Source organism: Streptomyces sp. DT190, from assembly GCF_049846985.1.
Classification (GTDB): Bacteria; Actinomycetota; Actinomycetes; order Streptomycetales; family Streptomycetaceae; genus Streptomyces.
Genome location: NZ_JBNCNM010000001.1, coordinates 572,867 through 590,047, shown reverse-complemented (window position 1 = coordinate 590,047; position 17,181 = coordinate 572,867). Strand labels below are relative to the sequence as shown.

At 75.7% G+C, this 17,181-nt stretch carries 15 protein-coding genes and 1 pseudogene; 8 read left to right on the top strand and 8 right to left on the bottom strand.

Annotation, left to right across the window (positions count from 1 at the left end; genetic code table 11):
• Positions 1 to 113: 113 nt before the first annotated feature.
• Genes ACPXCS_RS02505 through ACPXCS_RS02490 form a run of 4 tightly spaced genes read right to left on the bottom strand, consistent with a single transcriptional unit; the run spans position 114 to position 4,903 of the window.
• Positions 114 to 1,268, bottom strand: coding sequence for an XdhC family protein (locus ACPXCS_RS02505; protein WP_425946251.1), 1,155 nt, complete (start codon positions 1,266 to 1,268; stop codon positions 114 to 116).
• On the bottom strand, positions 1,261 to 3,375 hold the full coding sequence (locus ACPXCS_RS02500; protein ID WP_425946250.1) for a xanthine dehydrogenase family protein molybdopterin-binding subunit: 2,115 nt from the start codon (positions 3,373 to 3,375) through the stop codon (positions 1,261 to 1,263). The genes ACPXCS_RS02505 and ACPXCS_RS02500 overlap by 8 nt, the downstream gene beginning before the upstream one ends.
• Positions 3,372 to 4,364 carry an FAD binding domain-containing protein gene (locus ACPXCS_RS02495; RefSeq protein WP_425946249.1) on the bottom strand — a complete coding sequence of 331 codons (993 nt, stop codon included), beginning with the start codon at positions 4,362 to 4,364 and terminating at the stop codon, positions 3,372 to 3,374. The genes ACPXCS_RS02500 and ACPXCS_RS02495 overlap by 4 nt, the downstream gene beginning before the upstream one ends.
• The gene (locus ACPXCS_RS02490) at positions 4,361 to 4,903 is read right to left on the bottom strand and encodes a (2Fe-2S)-binding protein (protein ID WP_425946248.1); all 543 of its coding nucleotides are present in this window, start codon (positions 4,901 to 4,903) and stop codon (positions 4,361 to 4,363) included. The genes ACPXCS_RS02495 and ACPXCS_RS02490 overlap by 4 nt, the downstream gene beginning before the upstream one ends.
• 237 nt (positions 4,904 to 5,140) lie before the next feature.
• On the opposite strand from ACPXCS_RS02490, the gene ACPXCS_RS02485 reads away from it, so the two are divergent.
• A complete protein-coding gene (locus ACPXCS_RS02485; RefSeq protein WP_425946247.1) occupies positions 5,141 to 5,719 on the top strand; it encodes a TetR/AcrR family transcriptional regulator in 579 nt (192 codons plus the stop codon).
• 33 nt (positions 5,720 to 5,752) lie between these two features.
• Here ACPXCS_RS02485 and ACPXCS_RS02480 read toward each other — a convergent pair whose 3' ends face one another.
• Complete coding sequence (locus tag ACPXCS_RS02480) at positions 5,753 to 6,748, bottom strand: ArsR family transcriptional regulator (RefSeq protein ID WP_425946246.1); 996 nt, start codon at positions 6,746 to 6,748, stop codon at positions 5,753 to 5,755.
• A gap of 56 nt (positions 6,749 to 6,804) precedes the next feature.
• Here ACPXCS_RS02480 and ACPXCS_RS02475 point away from each other — a divergent pair, with 56 nt between their 5' ends.
• Positions 6,805 to 8,106: an MFS transporter gene (locus tag ACPXCS_RS02475; RefSeq protein WP_425946245.1), complete on the top strand. Its 1,302-nt coding sequence runs from the start codon at positions 6,805 to 6,807 to the stop codon at positions 8,104 to 8,106.
• Positions 8,107 to 8,321: 215 nt separating this feature from the next.
• Entirely contained in the window at positions 8,322 to 9,512 is a 1,191-nt protein-coding gene (locus ACPXCS_RS02470; protein ID WP_425946244.1) for a CaiB/BaiF CoA transferase family protein, read from the top strand.
• Between the two features lie 31 nt (positions 9,513 to 9,543).
• Here ACPXCS_RS02470 and ACPXCS_RS02465 read toward each other — a convergent pair whose 3' ends face one another.
• Positions 9,544 to 10,188 (bottom strand): phosphoribosyltransferase, encoded by a 645-nt coding sequence (locus ACPXCS_RS02465; RefSeq protein WP_425946243.1) that lies wholly within the window; start codon positions 10,186 to 10,188, stop codon positions 9,544 to 9,546.
• Between the two features lie 636 nt (positions 10,189 to 10,824).
• Between ACPXCS_RS02465 and ACPXCS_RS02460 the strand changes: the two genes are divergently transcribed.
• Together ACPXCS_RS02460 and ACPXCS_RS02455 are read left to right on the top strand one after the other, a co-directional pair.
• Positions 10,825 to 12,108: a polysaccharide pyruvyl transferase family protein gene (locus tag ACPXCS_RS02460; RefSeq protein WP_425946242.1), complete on the top strand. Its 1,284-nt coding sequence runs from the start codon at positions 10,825 to 10,827 to the stop codon at positions 12,106 to 12,108.
• A gap of 36 nt (positions 12,109 to 12,144) precedes the next feature.
• A complete protein-coding gene (locus ACPXCS_RS02455) occupies positions 12,145 to 13,584 on the top strand; it encodes an FAD-dependent oxidoreductase (protein WP_425946241.1) in 1,440 nt (479 codons plus the stop codon).
• A gap of 16 nt (positions 13,585 to 13,600) precedes the next feature.
• Here the strand turns inward: ACPXCS_RS02455 and ACPXCS_RS02450 are convergent, their stop codons facing one another.
• Positions 13,601 to 14,257, bottom strand: coding sequence for a dienelactone hydrolase family protein (locus tag ACPXCS_RS02450; RefSeq protein WP_425946240.1), 657 nt, complete (start codon positions 14,255 to 14,257; stop codon positions 13,601 to 13,603).
• Between the two features lie 131 nt (positions 14,258 to 14,388).
• Here ACPXCS_RS02450 and ACPXCS_RS02445 point away from each other — a divergent pair, with 131 nt between their 5' ends.
• A complete protein-coding gene (locus ACPXCS_RS02445; RefSeq protein WP_425946239.1) occupies positions 14,389 to 14,844 on the top strand; it encodes an archease in 456 nt (151 codons plus the stop codon).
• A 60-nt stretch (positions 14,845 to 14,904) separates the two neighbouring features.
• Here ACPXCS_RS02445 and ACPXCS_RS02440 read toward each other — a convergent pair.
• Positions 14,905 to 15,177: pseudogene (locus ACPXCS_RS02440) on the bottom strand (sigma factor); the annotation flags it as partial.
• 76 nt (positions 15,178 to 15,253) lie between these two features.
• On the opposite strand from ACPXCS_RS02440, the gene ACPXCS_RS02435 reads away from it, so the two are divergent.
• Both ACPXCS_RS02435 and ACPXCS_RS02430 read left to right on the top strand, forming a co-directional pair.
• Complete coding sequence (locus ACPXCS_RS02435; protein ID WP_425946238.1) at positions 15,254 to 15,706, top strand: YbhB/YbcL family Raf kinase inhibitor-like protein; 453 nt, start codon at positions 15,254 to 15,256, stop codon at positions 15,704 to 15,706.
• Positions 15,707 to 15,860: 154 nt separating this feature from the next.
• On the top strand, positions 15,861 to 17,174 hold the full coding sequence (locus ACPXCS_RS02430) for an MFS transporter (RefSeq protein ID WP_425970890.1): 1,314 nt from the start codon (positions 15,861 to 15,863) through the stop codon (positions 17,172 to 17,174).
• Positions 17,175 to 17,181 lie beyond the last annotated feature (7 nt).

Below are 17,181 nucleotides of genomic sequence, written 5' to 3'. Positions count from 1 at the left end.
TGCCTGTGCCCGCGCCGGGTGCGGGGTGCGTCGTGGCTTGTCGCGCAGTTCCCCGCGCCCCTGAGGGGGCGATCCGGCCCGGGGCGCCGCGCGGGGCGGGGCCGCCGGGGGGGCTAGGCGTTCTGGGGGATCGGCTTTCGGGCGGTCCTGTGGATCGGGCGGTTCGAGCCGGTCAGGGGCGTGCCCGTTCCGCCGTGCCGGGAGGCGATGATCTCCGCCGCGATGGAGACCGCGGTCTCCTCGGGCGTCCGGGCGCCCAGGTCGAGGCCGATCGGGGACCTCAGCCGGGCCAGTTCGGACCTGCTGACGCCCTCCTCCCGCAGCCGCCGGGCCCGGTCCTCGTGGGTGCGGCGCGACCCCATGGCCCCGACGTAGGCGACCGGCAGCCGCAGCGCCTCCTTCAGCAGCGGCACGTCGAACTTGGCGTCGTGGGTGAGCACGCACAGCACCGTCCGCCGGTCGGTCCGGGTGCCGCGCAGATAGCGGTCGGGCCAGTCCACGACGATCTCGTCGGCGTCCGGGAAACGGGCCCGGGTCGCGAAGACGGGGCGCGCGTCGCAGACGGTGACGTGGTAGCCGAGGAACTTGCCCGCGCCGACCAGCGCCGACGCGAAGTCGATCGCGCCGAAGACGATCATGCGCGGCGGCGGAACGGCCGACTCGACCAGCAGGGTGAGGCCGCCCGGGCAGCGCGACCCGTCCTCGGAGAGTTCGACCGTGCCGGTGCGGCCGGCGTCCAGCAGGGCACGGGCCTCGGCGGCGGCGGTGCGGTCCAGGGCCGGGTCGCCGCCCAGGCCGCCCTCATGGGGGCCGTCGGGGCGCACGAGCACCGCCCCGCCGAGCAGTTCCGCCGGCCCGCGGACCACCCGGGCCAGCGCCACCGGCGCACCCTCGGCGGCGGCCGACACCGCCGCGAACGAGGCGGCGGACCGCCCGGACGTGTGTGCCGGACGCCCCGCCGCGAACGGGGTGATCATGACGTCGATCGTGCCGCCGCAGGTCAGGCCCACCGCGAAGGCGTCCTCGTCGCTGTAGCCGAACCGCTCGACCCGGGTCTCGCCGTCGTCGAGGGCCTGGACGCACAGGTCGTACACGGCGCCCTCCACACAGCCCCCGGAGACCGAGCCGATCGCGGTGCCGTCGCCGGCGACGGCCAGCGCGGCGCCCGGAGGGCGCGGGGCGCTGCCGCCGACGGCGACGACGGTGGCGACGGCGAACTCCCGGCCCTCCTCGATCCACTCCCGCAGCCGGCCGGCGAGATCAAGCACGGTCGGCCACCCGCAGCACGCGGTCGGGGCGGATCGGCAGGGCGCGGTGGCGGACACCGGTCGCGTGCCACACCGCGTTGGCGACCGCCGCCGCGGCACCCACGATGCCGACCTCGCCGAGGCCCTTGATCCCGACCGGGTCGTCCGGATCGGGGTCGTCGACCCAGTCGGCCTCGATGTGCGGGACGTCGGCGTGCGCGGCGACGTGGTAGCCCGCGAGGTCGGCGCCGTACAGGCCGCCGCTGGCCCGGTCCCGGACGGCCTCCTCGTGCAGGGCCATGGACAGGCCCCAGACCATGCCGCCGACCAGCTGGTTGCGGGCGGTGAGCGGGTTGACGATGCGTCCCGCCGCGAAGATGCCCAGCATGCGGCGGACACGCACCTCACCGGTGGCCGGGTCCACGGCGACCTCGGCGAACTGCGCCCCGAAGGCGTGCCGTTCCTTCTGGGCCAGGGCGCCGACGGCCTCGGCCGTGTTCGACCGCGCGGTGACGCCCTCCGGCGGGATGTCGGCGCCCGGCACGAGGCTGCGGCGCAGCTCGTCGACGGCCGCCGTGACGGCCCACGCCCAGGAGCGGGTGCCCATGGAGCCGCCGGCGATGATCGCCGGCCCGAGGTCGCTGTCGCCGAGCCGCACGCGGACGCGGTCCGTGGGCACCTCCAGCGCGTCGGCGGCGACCATGGTGAGCGCGGTGCGGGCGCCGGTGCCGATGTCCGCCGCGTTGATCCGCACCGTGAAGGTGCCGTCGGCCTCGGCGGTGACGGCCGCCGTGGACGGCATGGCCGTCGTCGGGAAGGAGGCGGCCGCGGTGCCGGTGCCGAGCAGCCAGCGCCCCTCCCGGCGCACCCCGGGCCGCGGGTCCCGCTCGGCCCAGCCGAACCGGTCGGCGCCCTCCCGGAAGCAGGCGATCAGGTTGCGGCTGCCGAAGGGCAGTCCGGAGACCGGTCCCACGGCGGGTTCGTTGCGCACGCGCAGTTCGATCGGGTCGAGGCCGAGCCGCTCGGCGAGCTCGTCGAGCGCCGACTCCAGTGCGAAGGAGCCCGGGGCCTCGCCGGGGGCGCGCATCCACGTCGGCGACGGCACGTCGAGCCGCACGACGCGGCTGGCCGTGTGATGGGCGTCGGCCGCGTACATCGACCGTCCGGCCGCCGCGCTCGGTTCGACGAACTCGTACACGGCCGAGGTGAGGTTGAGCGACCGGTGCTCCAGCACCCGCAGCCGCCCGTCCGGGTCCGCGCCGAGCCTGACCCGCTGCGCCGTGGGGCTGCGGTAGCCGGCGAGGGAGAACATCTGCCGGCGGGTCATCACCACCCGCACGGGGCGCTGCAGCACCGTCGCCGCCATCACGGCGGCCACCTGGTGGGCACGCACGCCCTTGCTGCCGAAGCCGCCGCCCACGTGCTCGGAGCGCACCCGCACGGAGGCCGGGTCGAGGGAGAACAGGCCGGCGAGTTCACCGGCGACCCAGTTGGTGCCCTGGTTGGAGTCGACGACCTCCAGCCGGCCGCCCTCCCAGCGGGCGGTCGCCGCGTGCGGCTCCATCGGGTTGTGGTGCTCCTCGGGCGTGGTGTACCGCTCGTCCACCACGACGGCGGACGCCGCGAGCCCCGCCTCCAGGTCGCCCTTCTCCACCACGGCCGGCAGGTGCCCGTCGGCCGCGTAGGCCTCGGCGTCGCGCTCGGCGGAGAAGGCGACGTCGTGCGGTTCCCGGTCGTAGTGCACGACGAGGGCCTCGGCGGCCTCCCGCGCCTGCTCGGACGTCTCGGCGACGACCAGCGCCACGGGCCAGCCGCGGTGGGCCACCCGGTCGTTCTGGAAGAGGGCGACGGTCGGGTCCGGCGGGACGCCGAGCAGGCCGACGTAGTCGGTGGTGACGCGCGGGGCGTTGTGGTGGTGCAGGACGGTGAGGACGCCGGGCATCGCGAGGACGGCCTCGGTGTCCACGGCGCGGACCCGGCCGCGGGCCACGGTGGACAGCACGAGCCAGCCGTGGGCGAGGTCGGCGAAGGGGATCTCGCCCGCGTAGCGGGCCGCTCCGGTCACCTTGTCGCGGCCCTCCACGCGGGTGTGCGCGGTGCCGACGGCGCCCCTGGTGGCGGTGGTCATCGGGCGGCCTCCTCGGCGAGTTCGCTCAGCACGGCCACGACGAGGTTGCGCATCAGGGTCACCTTGTATCCGTTGTGGGGCAGGGGCCTGGCGGCCGCCAGTTCGGCGTCCGCCGCGGCCGCGAAGTCCTCGGCGGTCGCGGGGGCACCGGCCAGGGCGCGCTCGGCGGTCCGGGCCCGCCAGGGGCGGGAGGCGACGGCGCCGAAGGCCAGGCGCACGTCGTGCACGTGGCCGTCGCGCACGTCGAGGGCGGCGGCGACGGAGCCGATGGCGAAGGCGTACGAGGCCCGCTCGCGCACCTTGCGGTAGCGCGAGTGCGCCGCCACCGGGGCGGGCGGCAGGGTGACGCCGGTGATCAGCGCGCCCGGCGGCAGGGCCGTCTCCCGGTGCGGGGTGTCCCCCACCGGCAGGTAGAAGTCGGCCAGCGGCACCTCGCCCGGGCCGTCCGCGGTCTCGAACGACACGACGGCGTCGAAGGCGGTCAGGGCCACGCCCATGTCGGAGGGGTGGGTCGCCACGCAGTGGTCGGAGGCGCCCAGGACGGCGTGGTTGTGGTGCTCGCCGGTGATCGCGGGGCAGCCGCTGCCGGGATCGCGCTTGTTGCAGGGCGAGCTGACGTCGGCGAAGTAGCCGCAGCGGGTGCGCTGGAGGAGGTTGCCGCCGACGGTGGCCATGTTGCGCAGCTGTCCGGAGGCGCCGGCCAGCACCGCCTGCGCCAGGGCCGGGTAGCGGCGCCGGACCTCGGGGTGGGCGGCCAGGTCGCTGTTGGTGACGGTGGCGCCGATGCGCAGGCCGCCGTCCGCGGTCGACTCGACGCCGTCCAGGGGCAGTTCACGCACGTCGACCAGCAGGGCGGGCCGCTCGACGCCGGTCTTCATCAGGTCGACCAGGTTGGTGCCGCCGCCCAGGAAGCGCGCGTCGGGGTCGCCGTCGAGCAGGGCAACGGCGCCGGAGACGTCGTAGGCGCGCTGGTAGCCGAACTCCCTCATGCCGCCGCTCCCTCGGACTCGGCGGCCCGGGCGACCGCCTGGACGATCGACACGTAAGCGCCGCAGCGGCACAGGTTTCCGCTCATCCGTTCCCGTATCTCCTCGGGGGTCAGGGCCGGCGGCCCGGCCTCGGGCCGCACGTCGCCGGTGACCGCGCTCGGCCAGCCGGCCGCGTGCTCCTCGATCACGGCGATGGCCGAACAGATCTGCCCGGGTGTGCAGTAGCCGCACTGGAAGCCGTCCAGGTCGAGGAACGCCTGCTGCACCGGGTGCAGTTGCTCGCCCCGGGCCACGCCCTCGATGGTGGTGATCTCGCGTCCTTCGGCCGCGACGGCCAGTTGCAGGCAGGCCACGCTGCGGCGGCCGTCGACGAGGACGGTGCAGGCGCCGCACTGTCCCTGGTCGCAGCCTTTCTTGGTACCGGTCAGGTCCAGTCGTTCGCGCAGCGCGTCGAGCAGGGTGGTGCGGTGGTCGACGGTCAGCGTGTACTTCTCGCCGTTGACGGACAGGGTGAGGTCGCTGGACGTCGATGGGGGCATGGAAGCCTTCTTTCTCACAGCGAGGTCAGGCGGGAGGGTGTGCGGTGGTGGCGGTGCCGGTCCCGTCGGTGCAGGATGCGGGGGCGGACCGGCCGTGACGAGGCCGGCACGGGGTGTCCGCGGGGAGGGCACGCCGGTACGATGAAGCAAGCGGACAGTTGTCCGCTCCCTGGAAACGTAACGGACACTTGTCCGCTTAACAAGGACGGGTTTCGGCCACGATCGCGAGGAGGGCGAGTGGGACAGCGGAAGGACGCTCCCTTGCGCTCGGACGCGCAACGCAATCGCGAGCGCATCCTGGAGGTGGCCGTGGTCGAGCTGACGCGCTCGGCGGACGCGCCGCTGAGTGCCATCGCCAAGAAGGCGGGTGTCGGACAGGGGACGTTCTACCGTCACTTCCCCAGCCGTGAGGCGCTCGTGCTGGAGATCTACCGCCACGAGATGCGGCAGGTCGCCGACTCCGCCGCACCCCTGCTGGAGTGCCGCGAACCCGACCGGGCGCTGCGCGAGTGGATGGACCGCCTCGCCCGGTTCGCCATGACCAAGGCGGGCCTGGCCGATGCGATCCGCCAGGCCACGAGCGCGCCGGGCAAGCCGGACAAGCCGGGCCACACGCCGGTGACCGAGGCGGCCGAACTGCTGCTGCGCGCCGCCGAACGGGCCGGCAGCATCCGCCCGGGCATCACCGCGGACGACCTCTTCCTCGCCATCGGCGGGCTGTGGACGATCGACCCGCACGGCGACTGGCAGCCCCGCGCGACCCGCCTGCTGGACCTGGTCATGGACGCGCTGCGGGTGGGAGCGCCCGGACGCTGAGCCCTGCGGGGCGTCAGGCGACCCGTGCCGCGCCTACGCCCCGGCCGTGCCGCCCTGCCCGGCCAGCCGGTCCCCCAGCGGGCTGCGCCGGTACAGGACACGGCGGCCGTCGCGGGCGCGGGTGACCAGGCCCGTCGCGTGCAGCACCCGCAGGTGCTGGGAGACGGCGCTCGGGGTCACCCCGAGGAGCCGGGCCAGCTCCACCGTCGGCAGCGGCTCCGCCAGCAGCCGCAGCAGCGTGCTGCGGGGCGCGCCCAGCAGGGACACGAGGGCGGGGGCGTCCGGCTCGGGCCGCGGTTCCCACAGGGTGGCGGTTCCCCGGCTCGGATAGGCCAGCATCGGCGGTTCGTCGGCGCTGACCGGGGGCGCCGGCTGGTGCGCGAACACGGACGGGACCAGGCGCAGACCCCGGCCCGAGGCGTCCACGTGATGGTGCCCGCGCATCCGGTCGACGCGCAGGACACCGCCGTCCCAGCGCACGTTGCGGTGGAGGTCGGCGAAGAGCCGCCGGGCGCCGCCCGCGGCCAGGTGCCGGGCCCGGTGGGTGATGTCGGCCTCCAGCACGAGGCGCATCCGCGGCCAGGACGGCAGCAGCGCCGACTCCCAGTAGCGGCGCAGCAGCGCGCACAGTTCCTCCAGCAGCTCCGCGACGGAGGCGTCACCGGGTGCGTCGGCCGCCCGCAGGGCCTGCGGCAGGGGCCGGGGCGCGTGGGCGGCGCGCAGATCGCGGCGTACGGTCTCCGGCGCTGTGGCCCGTACGACGGCCAGCTGCTGGTCGAACGTGGGCGCGAAGGTCACCGGCCTGGGGGTCAGGAAGTCGGGCAGCGCCAGGGTCTCCCCCACCAGTGCCGTGAGCAGCCGGGCGTCGGCCGGTTCGAGCGTGCGGAGCACGGCGGCCCGCCACCGGACGTGCAGCGGGTACAGGGCGGGGGCCCGCAGGGCGCGCAGGCTGCCCATCACCTCGCGCAGGGGCGAGATCGCGAACCTGGTGTCGGCGAGGTCCGCCACGTCGAGCCGGAAGCTGATCATTGAGCCCCCCGCTACATCCTTCGACAACCGGCAGGCCGCGCGGTGCACTTCGGCGCATGACCGATCACGACCACCGGCAGCGTACAGCGCACCCGGGCGCGAGCCCCCGGGTCGTCCTGGCGCTGGCCCTCGTCTGCGGCGCGGCCGTGGGCAACGTGTACTTCCCGCAGGCCGTCAGCCCGCTGGTGGCGTCCGGCCTGGGCGTCCGGCCGGACGCGGCCGCCGGTGTCGTCACCGCGACGCAGTTCGGCTACGCGGTTGGGATCTGCCTGCTCGTGCCGCTCGGCGACCGCGTGCCGTACCGCCCGCTGCTGGTCACGCTGCTCACGCTCACCGGCCTCGGCCTGTGTGCCGCGAGCGCCGCGCCCGGGCTGGTGCCGCTGATCGCCGCGAGTGCCCTGGTGGGGGTGACGACCGTGGTGGCGCCGCTCGCCGGTCCGCTGGCGGCGGGCCTGGTGCCCGAGGAGCGGCGCGGTGTCACCGGCGGCACGCTGCTGAGCGGCTCCCTGGCCGGGATGCTGCTGTCACGCACCGCGGGCGGCGCCCTCGGGGACTGGCTGGGCTGGCGGGCGCCGTACGTGCTGGCCGCCGTGCTGTCCCTGGCGGTGGCCGCCCTCTCGGCCCGCCTGGTGCCGCGTACGGCGGCGCCCTCGGCCGAGCGCTACCCGGCCCTCCTCGCCGCGCCGCTGCGGTTGCTGCGCACCGAACCGGCCCTGCGCCGCTCCTGCCTCTGCCAGGCCCTGGTCTTCGGCGGTTTCTCCGCCGTGTGGACGGGGGTGGCCCTGCTGCTCACGGGACCGGCGTACGGCCTCGGGGGCGGGGCGGTGGGGCTGCTGGCGCTGGTCAACGCCCTGACCATGGTGTGCACACCGGTCGCGGGCCGGCAGGTGGACCGGCGGGGGCCGGACGCGGTGAACCTGGTGTGCTTCCTGGTGGTCGGTGCCTCGGCCGCGGTGCTGGCCCTGGGCGGACTCGGCGGTGCGCCGGGCGTGACGGCCCTGGTCGTGGGCACGCTGCTGCTCGACGTCGGAATGCAGTCGGGCACGGTCGCCAACTCGGTGCGGATCCAGGCGCTGCGCGCCGCGGTGCGCGGCCGGCTCACCACCGCGTTCATGGCGTGCGCGTATCTGGGAGGCGCCACCGGCTCATGGCTGGGCACGCGCGCCTACGGCCGCTTCGGATGGCCCGGGGTGTGCGTGCTGGTCGCCGCGCTCACGGCGGTGGCCCTCGTCCGGCACCGCGGCGCCACCCGCCGCCCCCGTCGCGGGGCGACGCCCCCGGCCGGGGCGGCACCGGCGGTCGGCCCGGACGGCACCGCCGAGGCGCGGCACGGCGGGGACCGCGCCCAGTCCGCGTAGGCCGGCCGAGCCCACCGTGCCCGCCGAGCCCACTGTGCCCGCCGTGCCCGCCGTGCCCGCCGAGCCCACTCCGCCCGCCGAGCCACCGGAGCGCACCCTTCCGCCCGAGCCGGACCTGACGTCGAGCCGGGGTGGCGGCCCGCCCCGGGTCCCCCTCTCCCCCTGGGAGACACTGTCGGAGCGCCCCCCCCGCACGAGGATCAGGAGCTTGAGGCATGAGCGTGCAGCGGTATCCCCTGTCCGGGGTCACGGTGGTCAGCCTGGAGCAGGCGGTGGCCGCGCCCTACGCCACCCGGCAGCTCGCCGACCTGGGCGCCCGGGTGATCAAGGTGGAGCGTCCCGGCGGGGGCGACTTCGCCCGCCGCTACGACACGACCGTGCACGGCCACTCCAGCTACTTCGTGTGGATCAACCGCTCCAAGGAGTCCCTCACCCTGGACCTGAAGGACCCGCGCGCCCGCGAGATCCTGCACGACCTCCTCGACCGCGCCGACGTGTTCGTGCAGAACCTCGCCCCGGGCGCCGCCGGACGCCTCGGCCTGGACGCCGCCACCGTCACGAGCCGCCGGCCCCGGCTGATCCCGTGCACGATCAGCGGCTGGGGCACGACCGGCCCCTGGGCCGACCGCAAGGCCTACGACCTGCTCGTGCAGTGCCAGACCGGGCTGGTCTCCCTCACGGGCACCCCGGAGGCGACGGCCCGCACGGGGATCTCCGTCGCCGACATCGCCGCGGGGATGTACGCGTACAGCGGCGTCCTCACGGCCCTCTACACGCGTGCCGTCACGGGAGAGGCCCACCCCGTGGAGGTGTCCCTGTTCGAGGCGCTCGCGGAGTGGATGGGCCAGCCCGCCTACTACACGCGGCACGGCGGCACCCAGCCCCCGCGCCTCGGCACCCGGCACGCCACCATCGCGCCGTACGGCACCTACCCGGCGGCCGACGGCAGGGAGGTGCTGTTCTCCATCCAGAACGAGCGCGAATGGGCGGCCCTGTGCACCGAGTTCCTCGGCCGGCCGGAGCTCGTCGACGATCCGCGTTTCGCCACCGCGGGCGACCGTGTCGCCCACCGCGAGGAACTCGACACGATCGTCGCCGGCCGCTTCACCCGCTCCGGGTCGGAGGAGATCCTCCAGGACCTGGAGCGGATGGGCATCGCCTGCGCGGGCGTCAACGACGTCGCCGCGTTCCTGGACCACCCCGTGCTGGCGGCCCGTGGCCGCTGGACCGAGGTCGGCGTGCCCGGCGCCACGGTGGAGGCCCTGCTCCCGCCGGCCGACCTCGCGGGCCTGCCCGCGCGCATGGACCCCGTACCCGACGTGGGCGAGCACACCGAGGCGATCCTCACCGAACTGGGCCGCAGCGGGGAGGAAGTGGCGGCGCTGCGCGCGGACGGCGTCGTCTGAGAGACCGCGCGCCCGGACCGTGGGCACCGGGTCAGAGCTGCACGTGCAGCGCCTCCAGGACGTCCTGGTCCGTCAGCTGCCCGAAGTCCTCGTACCACAGGCCCACGGCGATGAACGAGGCCGGCACGTGCAGGCAGACCACCTCGTCCGCCTCGGCGCGCATCAGCCCGGCCGCCTCCGGGGAGCACACCGGCGCGGCCAGCACCACCCGTCCGGGCTGCTGCCGGCGGACGAAACGCAGCGCGGCCCGGGCCGTGGAGCCGGTCGCCAGACCGTCGTCGACGACGATCACGGTCCGTCCCCGCAGGTCGGGCGCGGGGCGGCCCCGCCGGTACAGCTGCTCGCGGCGGCGCAGTTCCACGCGTTCGCGCTCGATCACGGGGTTCAGGGCGGCTTCGCGGATGCCCAGGTGGCGCAGGGCGTCCTCGTCGAGGAGGGGCACCTCGTCCCCGGCCATCGCGCCGACGCCCAGCTCCTCCTGGAAGGGCGCCCCGATCTTCCGGACGACGAGCACGTCGAGGGGAGCGCGCAGGGCCGCGGCGACCTCGCGCGCCACGGCGACGCCGCCGCGGGGCAGGGCCAGCACGACGGGATCGGGCAGGGCTCCCTCGCGCTGCCGGGTGCGCAGCGTCTCGGCCAGTTCCCCGCCGGCCTGCCGGCGATCACGGAACCGCATGACGGTCACCTCCGCTTTCCCCGTCCGGAGCGGCCCCGGCCGACCGGTCCGACTCCCGGTCCCGGCCGGTCCGACTGCCGGTTCCGGCCTGTCCGACTCCCGGTCCCGGCCGGTCCGACTGCCGGTTCCGGCCTGTCCGACTCCCGGTCCCGGCCGGTCCGACTGCCGGTTCCCGGCCTGTCCGACTCCCGGTCCCTGGCCGGTTCGGCGCCCGGTCCCGGCCTGTCCGACTCCCGGCCCCTGGCCGGTCCGACTCCCGGTCCCCGGCCACTCCGACTCCCGGTCCCTGGCCGGTCCGGCGCCCGGCCCCAGAACCCGACCGACCGGCACCCGGCACCCGGCCAGTACGGCAGCCGGCTAGTACGGCACCCGGCCGACCCGACTCCCGACCTCTCCGACACCCGGCCGACCCGGCTCCCGCGTACCCCGCGGCCCTCCGGACGATGCGCGCCGCGCGGACCTCCGTCAGACTCGGAACGCGGAGTGTTTCCGGCCGGGCGGCCCAGGCAACCCGGGACCGGGCGCACGGCGGGCCCGCACGGTGCGGCCCCGCCCCGCGCACGGTGTGGCCCCCGGTCCCCGGGCGGCCCGCGCACCCGGCCGTTCCGCAGACCCCGAAGCGACGGGAGCACCCGGATGACCACCACCCCGCCTCGCCCGCACCCCGACCGGCCCGGCCCGCGCATCGGCGTGCTGGGGTCGTACGGCGGCTACAACATCGGCGACGAGTCGATCCTGACCTGCGTCCTGCGCTGTCTGCGCGCCCAGCGGCCGGACGCGCGGGTGGTCGTCTTCAGCCGGGACGCCGGGCACACCCGGGCGCACCACCCGGGCGCGGACGAGGTCGTGGACTGGGAGGGCGTCAGCCGCACCCGGGTCCTGGACGCCCTCGCCTCGCTGGACCTGCTGGTCCTCGGCGGCGGCGGGATCCTCTACGACGGGGAGGCACGCCGTTATCTGCGCCTGGTCCGGGCCGCGCAGGAGCGCGGCATCCGCACGTTCGCCTACGCCGTCGGCGCGGGTCCGCTGCGCGAGGCGGAGGACCGGGAGGCCGTCCGCACGGTGCTGGCGGACATGGACGACGTGGTGGTGCGGGACGAGGAGTCCAAGCTCGTGCTGGAGGACGTCGGGGTCGAGCGGGACGTCGTCGTCACCGCCGATCCGGCGCTGCTGCTGGAGCCGGAACCCTTCACCGCCGCGATGATGCGCCGTGAGGGGGTGCCCACCGGCGCCCGGCTGGTGGGGATGTCGGTGCGGGAGCCGGGCCGGGCGGCCGAGAAGCTGGACGAGGGCGACTACCACGCGCTGCTCGCCGACGTCGCGGACTTCCTGGTGCGCCGGCTGGACGCGCACGTGGTGTTCCTGCCGATGGAGCGGCACGACGTACGGCACGCGCACGCCGTGCTGTCCCACATGACCGCACCCGACCAGGGCCGGATCCTGCACGGCTCGTACAGCCCGGGGCAGGTGCTGGGCTTCATGCGCCATCTGGACCTGGCGGTCGGGATGCGCCTGCACTTCGTGATCTTCGCGGCGCTGTCCGGGCTGCCGGTGCTGCCGCTGCCGTACTCCGGCAAGGTCTTCGACTTCGCGCGCCGGATGGGCGCGCCGGCCCTGGTGGGCGTGGCGCGCGAGCAGGCCGGGCTGCTGCTGGCGGAGGTGGACCGGCTGTGGGACGAGTACCCGCAGCGCCGCGCGGACCTGCACGCCCGCGTCCGGGAGCTGACCACGCGGGCCCTGGAGACGTGCGCCCGGTGCGGGGTGCTGCTCGACGAGATCGACACGGCGGCGGGGGCCGACGTGCCCGCCCGCGCCGCCGGGACGGCCGGGCCGGCCGCCGGGACGGATCCGGCCACGGGCGGGGTCACGGCCCCGGTCGCGGACGCCCCCGCTCCCGAGCCGCGCCCGCTGGGCGTGTGACCCCGGCATCCGGGCCCGGCCCGCGGGAGGACAGCCATGCCGATCCTGACAGAACCGCCCGAGCCGCGGACGGTGACCCTGCCCGCACGGCCCGCACGGCACGGCGGCCGGACGCAGGTCCTGGTGGTCGGCGGCGGCCCGGCCGGGTTCGCCGCGGCGGTCGCGGCGGCCGACGCCGGGGCCGAGGTCGTCCTGGTGGAGCGCTACGGGTTCCTGGGCGGCAACGCGACCGCCGCGCTCGTCATGCCGCTGATGTCGTTCCACAACGAGCACAAGCAGGCCGCGTTCACCGAGGACGGCGAGGACTCCCGGCTGCTGCCCACCGATCACGGCGAGGGCGAACCGGTCGTCCAGGGCGTGCTGTGGCGGATGCTGGACCGGCTCATGGGGCGCGGCGGCTGCCTGCGGCCCTCCCCGAAGACCGGGTACACCGTCCCGTTCGACCCGGAGCTGTTCAAGCTGGTCCTGCTGGACATGGTGGACGAGGCGGGCGTGCGGATGCTCTTCCACGCCTTCGCCTCCACCGCGCTGCCTCTGGACGACGGCTGGCGTGTGGTGTTCGAGACGAAGTCGGGGCCGGTGGTGATCGACGCGGACGTGGTCGTGGACGGCACCGGCGACGGTGACGTCGCCGCGGCCTGCGGGGCGCCGTACGAGATCGGCCGGCCGGAGGACGGGCTGGTGCAGCCGATGACGCTGATGTTCCGCGTCGCGGACTTCGCGCGGCCGGACTTCTCCGCGTACGTGCGCGAGCACCCCGACCAGTGGCGCGGGGTGCACGGGCTGTGGGACCTGGTCGAGGAGGCCCGGGCGGACGGCGAACTGCGGCTGCCGCGCGAGGACATCCTGTTCTTCGCGACCCCGCATCCGCGGGAGGTCAGCGTCAACAGCACCCGGGTGACCCGGGTGCTCGGCACCAGCGTGTGGGACCTGACCCGCGCCGAGTACACCGCCCGGCGCCAGCTGGCGCAGATCGAGCGGTTCCTGCGCACCCGCGTGCCCGGTTTCGAGGAGTCGTACGTGGTGCAGAGCGGCACCCACATCGGCGTCCGGGAGACCCGGCGCGTGGTCGGCGACTACCAGCTCACCGGCCACGACATCCTGGCCGCCCGGCCCTTCCCGGACGTCGTCGCCCACGGCGCCTACCCGGTCGACATCCACAACCCGCGCGGCTCCGGCACGGTCCTGAAGCGGGTGCCGACGGGCAGCTTCTACGACATCCCGCTGCGCTGCCTCGTGCCGAAGGGGACCGAGCGGCTGCTGGTGGCGGGACGCTGCATCTCCGGCACGCACGTGGCGCACTCCTCGTACCGGGTGATGCCGATCGCGATGGCGACCGGGCAGGCGGCGGGCGTGTGCGCGGCGCTGACGATCCGCCACGGGCACGGCCCGCGCGGCGTGCCGTACCGGCTCGTGCAGCACGAACTGCTGCGGCAGGGCGCCCGGTTGCGGCTCGACCTGCCGGTGGGCGGCTGAGCAGGGCCTGCCGCGCTCAGCCCGCCGCGGTCCGCAGCTGTTCGACGCACCACCGCCGGACCGTCTCGGTGACCTGGTCCAGCGTGCCCGGCTCCTCGAACAGGTGGGTCGCGCCGGGCACCACGTGCAGGGTGTGCGGGACGTGCAGCCGACGGGCCGCCTCCTCGTTGAGCCACAGCACGTGCCGGTCCTGGCCGCCCACGATCAGCAGCACCGGGGCGCGTACGGCGGCCAGGGCGTCCCCGGCCAGGTCGGGCCGCCCGCCGCGGGAGACGACCGCCTGCACCCGGCCGGGCCGTTCGGCGGCGGCGACCAGGGCCGCGCCGGCGCCGGTGCTGGCCCCGAAGAGGATCACGGGCAGCTCCGTGGTGGCGGGCCATCGCGCCAATTCGTCGACGGCGGCCACCACCCGGCGGCCCAGCAGCGGGATGTCGAAACGCAGCGCGGCGGTGCGCGCGTCCCGCCGCTCCTCCTCCTCGGTGAGCAGGTCGATCAGCAGCGTGCCGAGCCGGGCGGTGCGCAGCCCGGCGGCGACCTCACGGTTGCGGGGACTGTGCCGGGAACTGCCACTGCCGTGGGCGAACAGCACGACCGCGCGGGCGGCGGGCGGCACGCTCAGATCACCGACGAGAGCCGCACCACCGACGGGCACGGTGACGGTCCGGGAGTCCATCACAGACCTCCTCTCCTCCCCGGCTCCCGTGGTACCCACCCGGCGGCGGACGTCCCAGGGCGCGATGTGTGGGGTTCTTGTGCGTTCGCGGGGTGCCGCATGGGAGGCCCGGGTTCGGGCAGGCGATGTTGATGGGTGGTGACACGGGAGACGGCGGGCAGGGGCGGCAGCCGGGGGCGTACGGGCATCGGGCGGTGCCGCGCCCGGGGGACGTCCGGATCGAGGCGTGGGGGGCGTGCCGGGAGCACTGCCTGGCGGAGGCCGTGGTGGCGATGGTGGAGAGTTTCGCGGACGTGGCCGGGGTGCGGCCCACGGCCGTGGACCGGGTGCGCCTCGGCGAGGCCAGCGACGACGACCTGCTCGCCGCGCTGCTGGACGAGGTCATCTTCCGGCTGGAGGTGTACGGCCAGGTGCCGGTCGACGTGGAGGCGGACGAGGCCGACGGCGGTCTGGACGTCCGGCTCGCGGTCACCGCTCTCGCGGACGTGGAGATCACCGGGGCCGTCCCGCGGTCGGTGGCGTGGGAGGAGCTGCGGATCGGGCCCGACGCGTACGGCTGGTCCTGCGCGGTGCGGGTCGACGCCTGACCGGGCCGGGCCCGCGGTGCCTACCGTGGAGGGGTGGGCGGCGGCGTCGTGACGCTGTTCCTGTGCGGAGACGGCGCGGATCAGCCCCAGGTTGCCCTCCTGGATGACGTCCAGCAGGGGCAGACCGCGGTGGGCGTGCCGTTTGGCGACCGACACCACCAGCCGGAGGTTGGCCCGGACCATGTGGTCCTTGGCGGCCTGCCCGTCGCGGACGGCCCCCTCCAGTTCCCCGCGGCGCGGTGGCGCCAGGGCAATCTCGCCGGCGTCGGCCCGCTCCAGTTCCTCCCGCGCCCGCACGCCGGAATCGATGCGCCGGGCCAGCCGGACCTCGTTCGGGAGGCTTCCGGGTACCCGCGGGAAACGGCGGTGAACCGTGTGTCCGGCCGGTGCGAGGGGTACCCCGGGCCACATGACCGGCATCGAACTGCGCAGTGACGCGTTCAACGACCATTCCTTCATCGCGCGCCGGTACGCGTACGAGGGACCCAACGTCTCTCCGCCGCTGACCTGGAGCGGCGTACCGGACGACGCGGCCGAACTGGTCCTGCTCTGCGAGGATCCCGACGCCCCGTCGGGCACCTTCGCGCACTGGGTCGTCGTCGGCATCGACCCGCACAGCGACGGCGTCCAGGCCGGGCACTGCCCACCGGGCGGCACCGAGCTCGTCAACGGCTACGGGCAGCCCGGCTGGGGAGGCCCGCACCCGCCGCCCGGTGACGACGCCCACCACTACGTCTTCCGCCTGTACGCCCTCTCCGAGCCGTGCGTCCTGCCCGACGCGCCCCGCGCGGACCAGGTGCACGAGGAGGTCGGCAAGCGCCGGATCGCGGACGGGACGCTCGTGGGCCTGTACCAGCGCTGACCCTTCCGGCCCGCGCCCCGGAATCGCCCTGCGCCACAACCCGTGGTTGTGGAGCGGAGGACGGACGGTTGTTTGATCCGCAGGTCCGCTCCCGGCTTGGATGGCTCCCGGTCGACGACGGGTTGTGCGCGCGAGCGGGAGGGGCGGGCCGGGGATGGCGGGCGGGCGGAAGCTGGGGCGGCGCTTCGGGTGGCTGTGGGGGGCGTACGCGGTCAGCACGGCCGGCACGTGGCTGGCGTTCGACGCGTTCGCCCTGATCGCCGTGTTGGTGCTGGACGCCGGGCCGGCGCACGTGGCGCTGCTGGCGGCGGTGGGACCGGCGGTCGGTGCCGCGGTGTCGGTGCCCCTCGGGCCGTGGGTGGAGGTCCGCCGCAAGCGGCCCGTGATGATCGCGACCGATCTGGTCCGCTGCGCGGTGCTGCTGAGCGTTCCCGTGGCGTTCGCCCTGGGCCGGCTCGGCTTCGGGCAGTTGCTGCTGGTGTCGGTGACCGTCGCGGCGGCCGACATCACGTTCAACGCGGCGGCCGGTGCCTTTCTGAAGGAGCTCGTGCCGGGGCGGGACCTGCTGGAGGCGAACGGCCGGTTCGAGGCGACGGCCTGGACGGCCGGCATGGTGGGACCGCCGCTGGGCGGGGCGGCGATCGGCCTGCTCGGTCCGGTGACGACGGTGGTGGCCGACGCGGTGAGCTATCTGCTCTCGGCGGCCGGGCTCGGGGCGGTCGGCGGCCCGGAACGGCGTCCGGAGCGGCCCGCGGAGCGGCTGCGCGCCGGTGACCTGGCGGCCGGCTGGCGGCACATCCTGGCCGATCCGGTGCTGCGCCCGCTGTTCTTCAACACCCTCGTGTTCAACGCCCTGGTCATGGCGGGCACGCCGCTGCTGCTGGTGCTCATGGTCGGGGACCTGCGCTTCGCCCCCTGGCAGTACGCCCTGGCGTTCGCGCTGCCCTGCACCGGCGGCCTGCTCGGCTCCCGGCTGGCCCCGCGGCTCGTCGCGCGCCACGGCCGCCATCGGGTGCTGCGCACGGCCGGGGTGCTGCGCGCCTGCTGGCCGCTGGGCCTGGCCTTCACCGGGCCCGGCGTGCCCGGGCTGGCACTGGTGATGCTGGTCGAGGCCGGCCTGATCACCTGCTGCGGTGTGTTCAACCCGGTGCTGGCCACCCACCGGCTGGAGCGGACGCCCGCGGACCGGGTCACCCGCACGCTGTCCGCCTGGTCGGCCACCGGCAAGGCCACGACCGCGGCCGTGACCGCCCTGTGGGGTGTGCTGGCCGGCCTGACCGGGCCCCGTGCGGCGCTGGCGCTCGCGGGCGTGCTCCTGCTGGCCAGTCCTCTCCTGCTCCCGCGGCGCGACCACGCCCCGGAGCCGGGCGCGCAGTCCGCGCGCCGGGCGCCGGAGCCGGGCGGGGGGGGGGGGGGGGGGGGGGCGCCGCGCGCCCCCCCGCGCCCGCGGCGCCCCCGGGGGGGGTAAAAAAAAA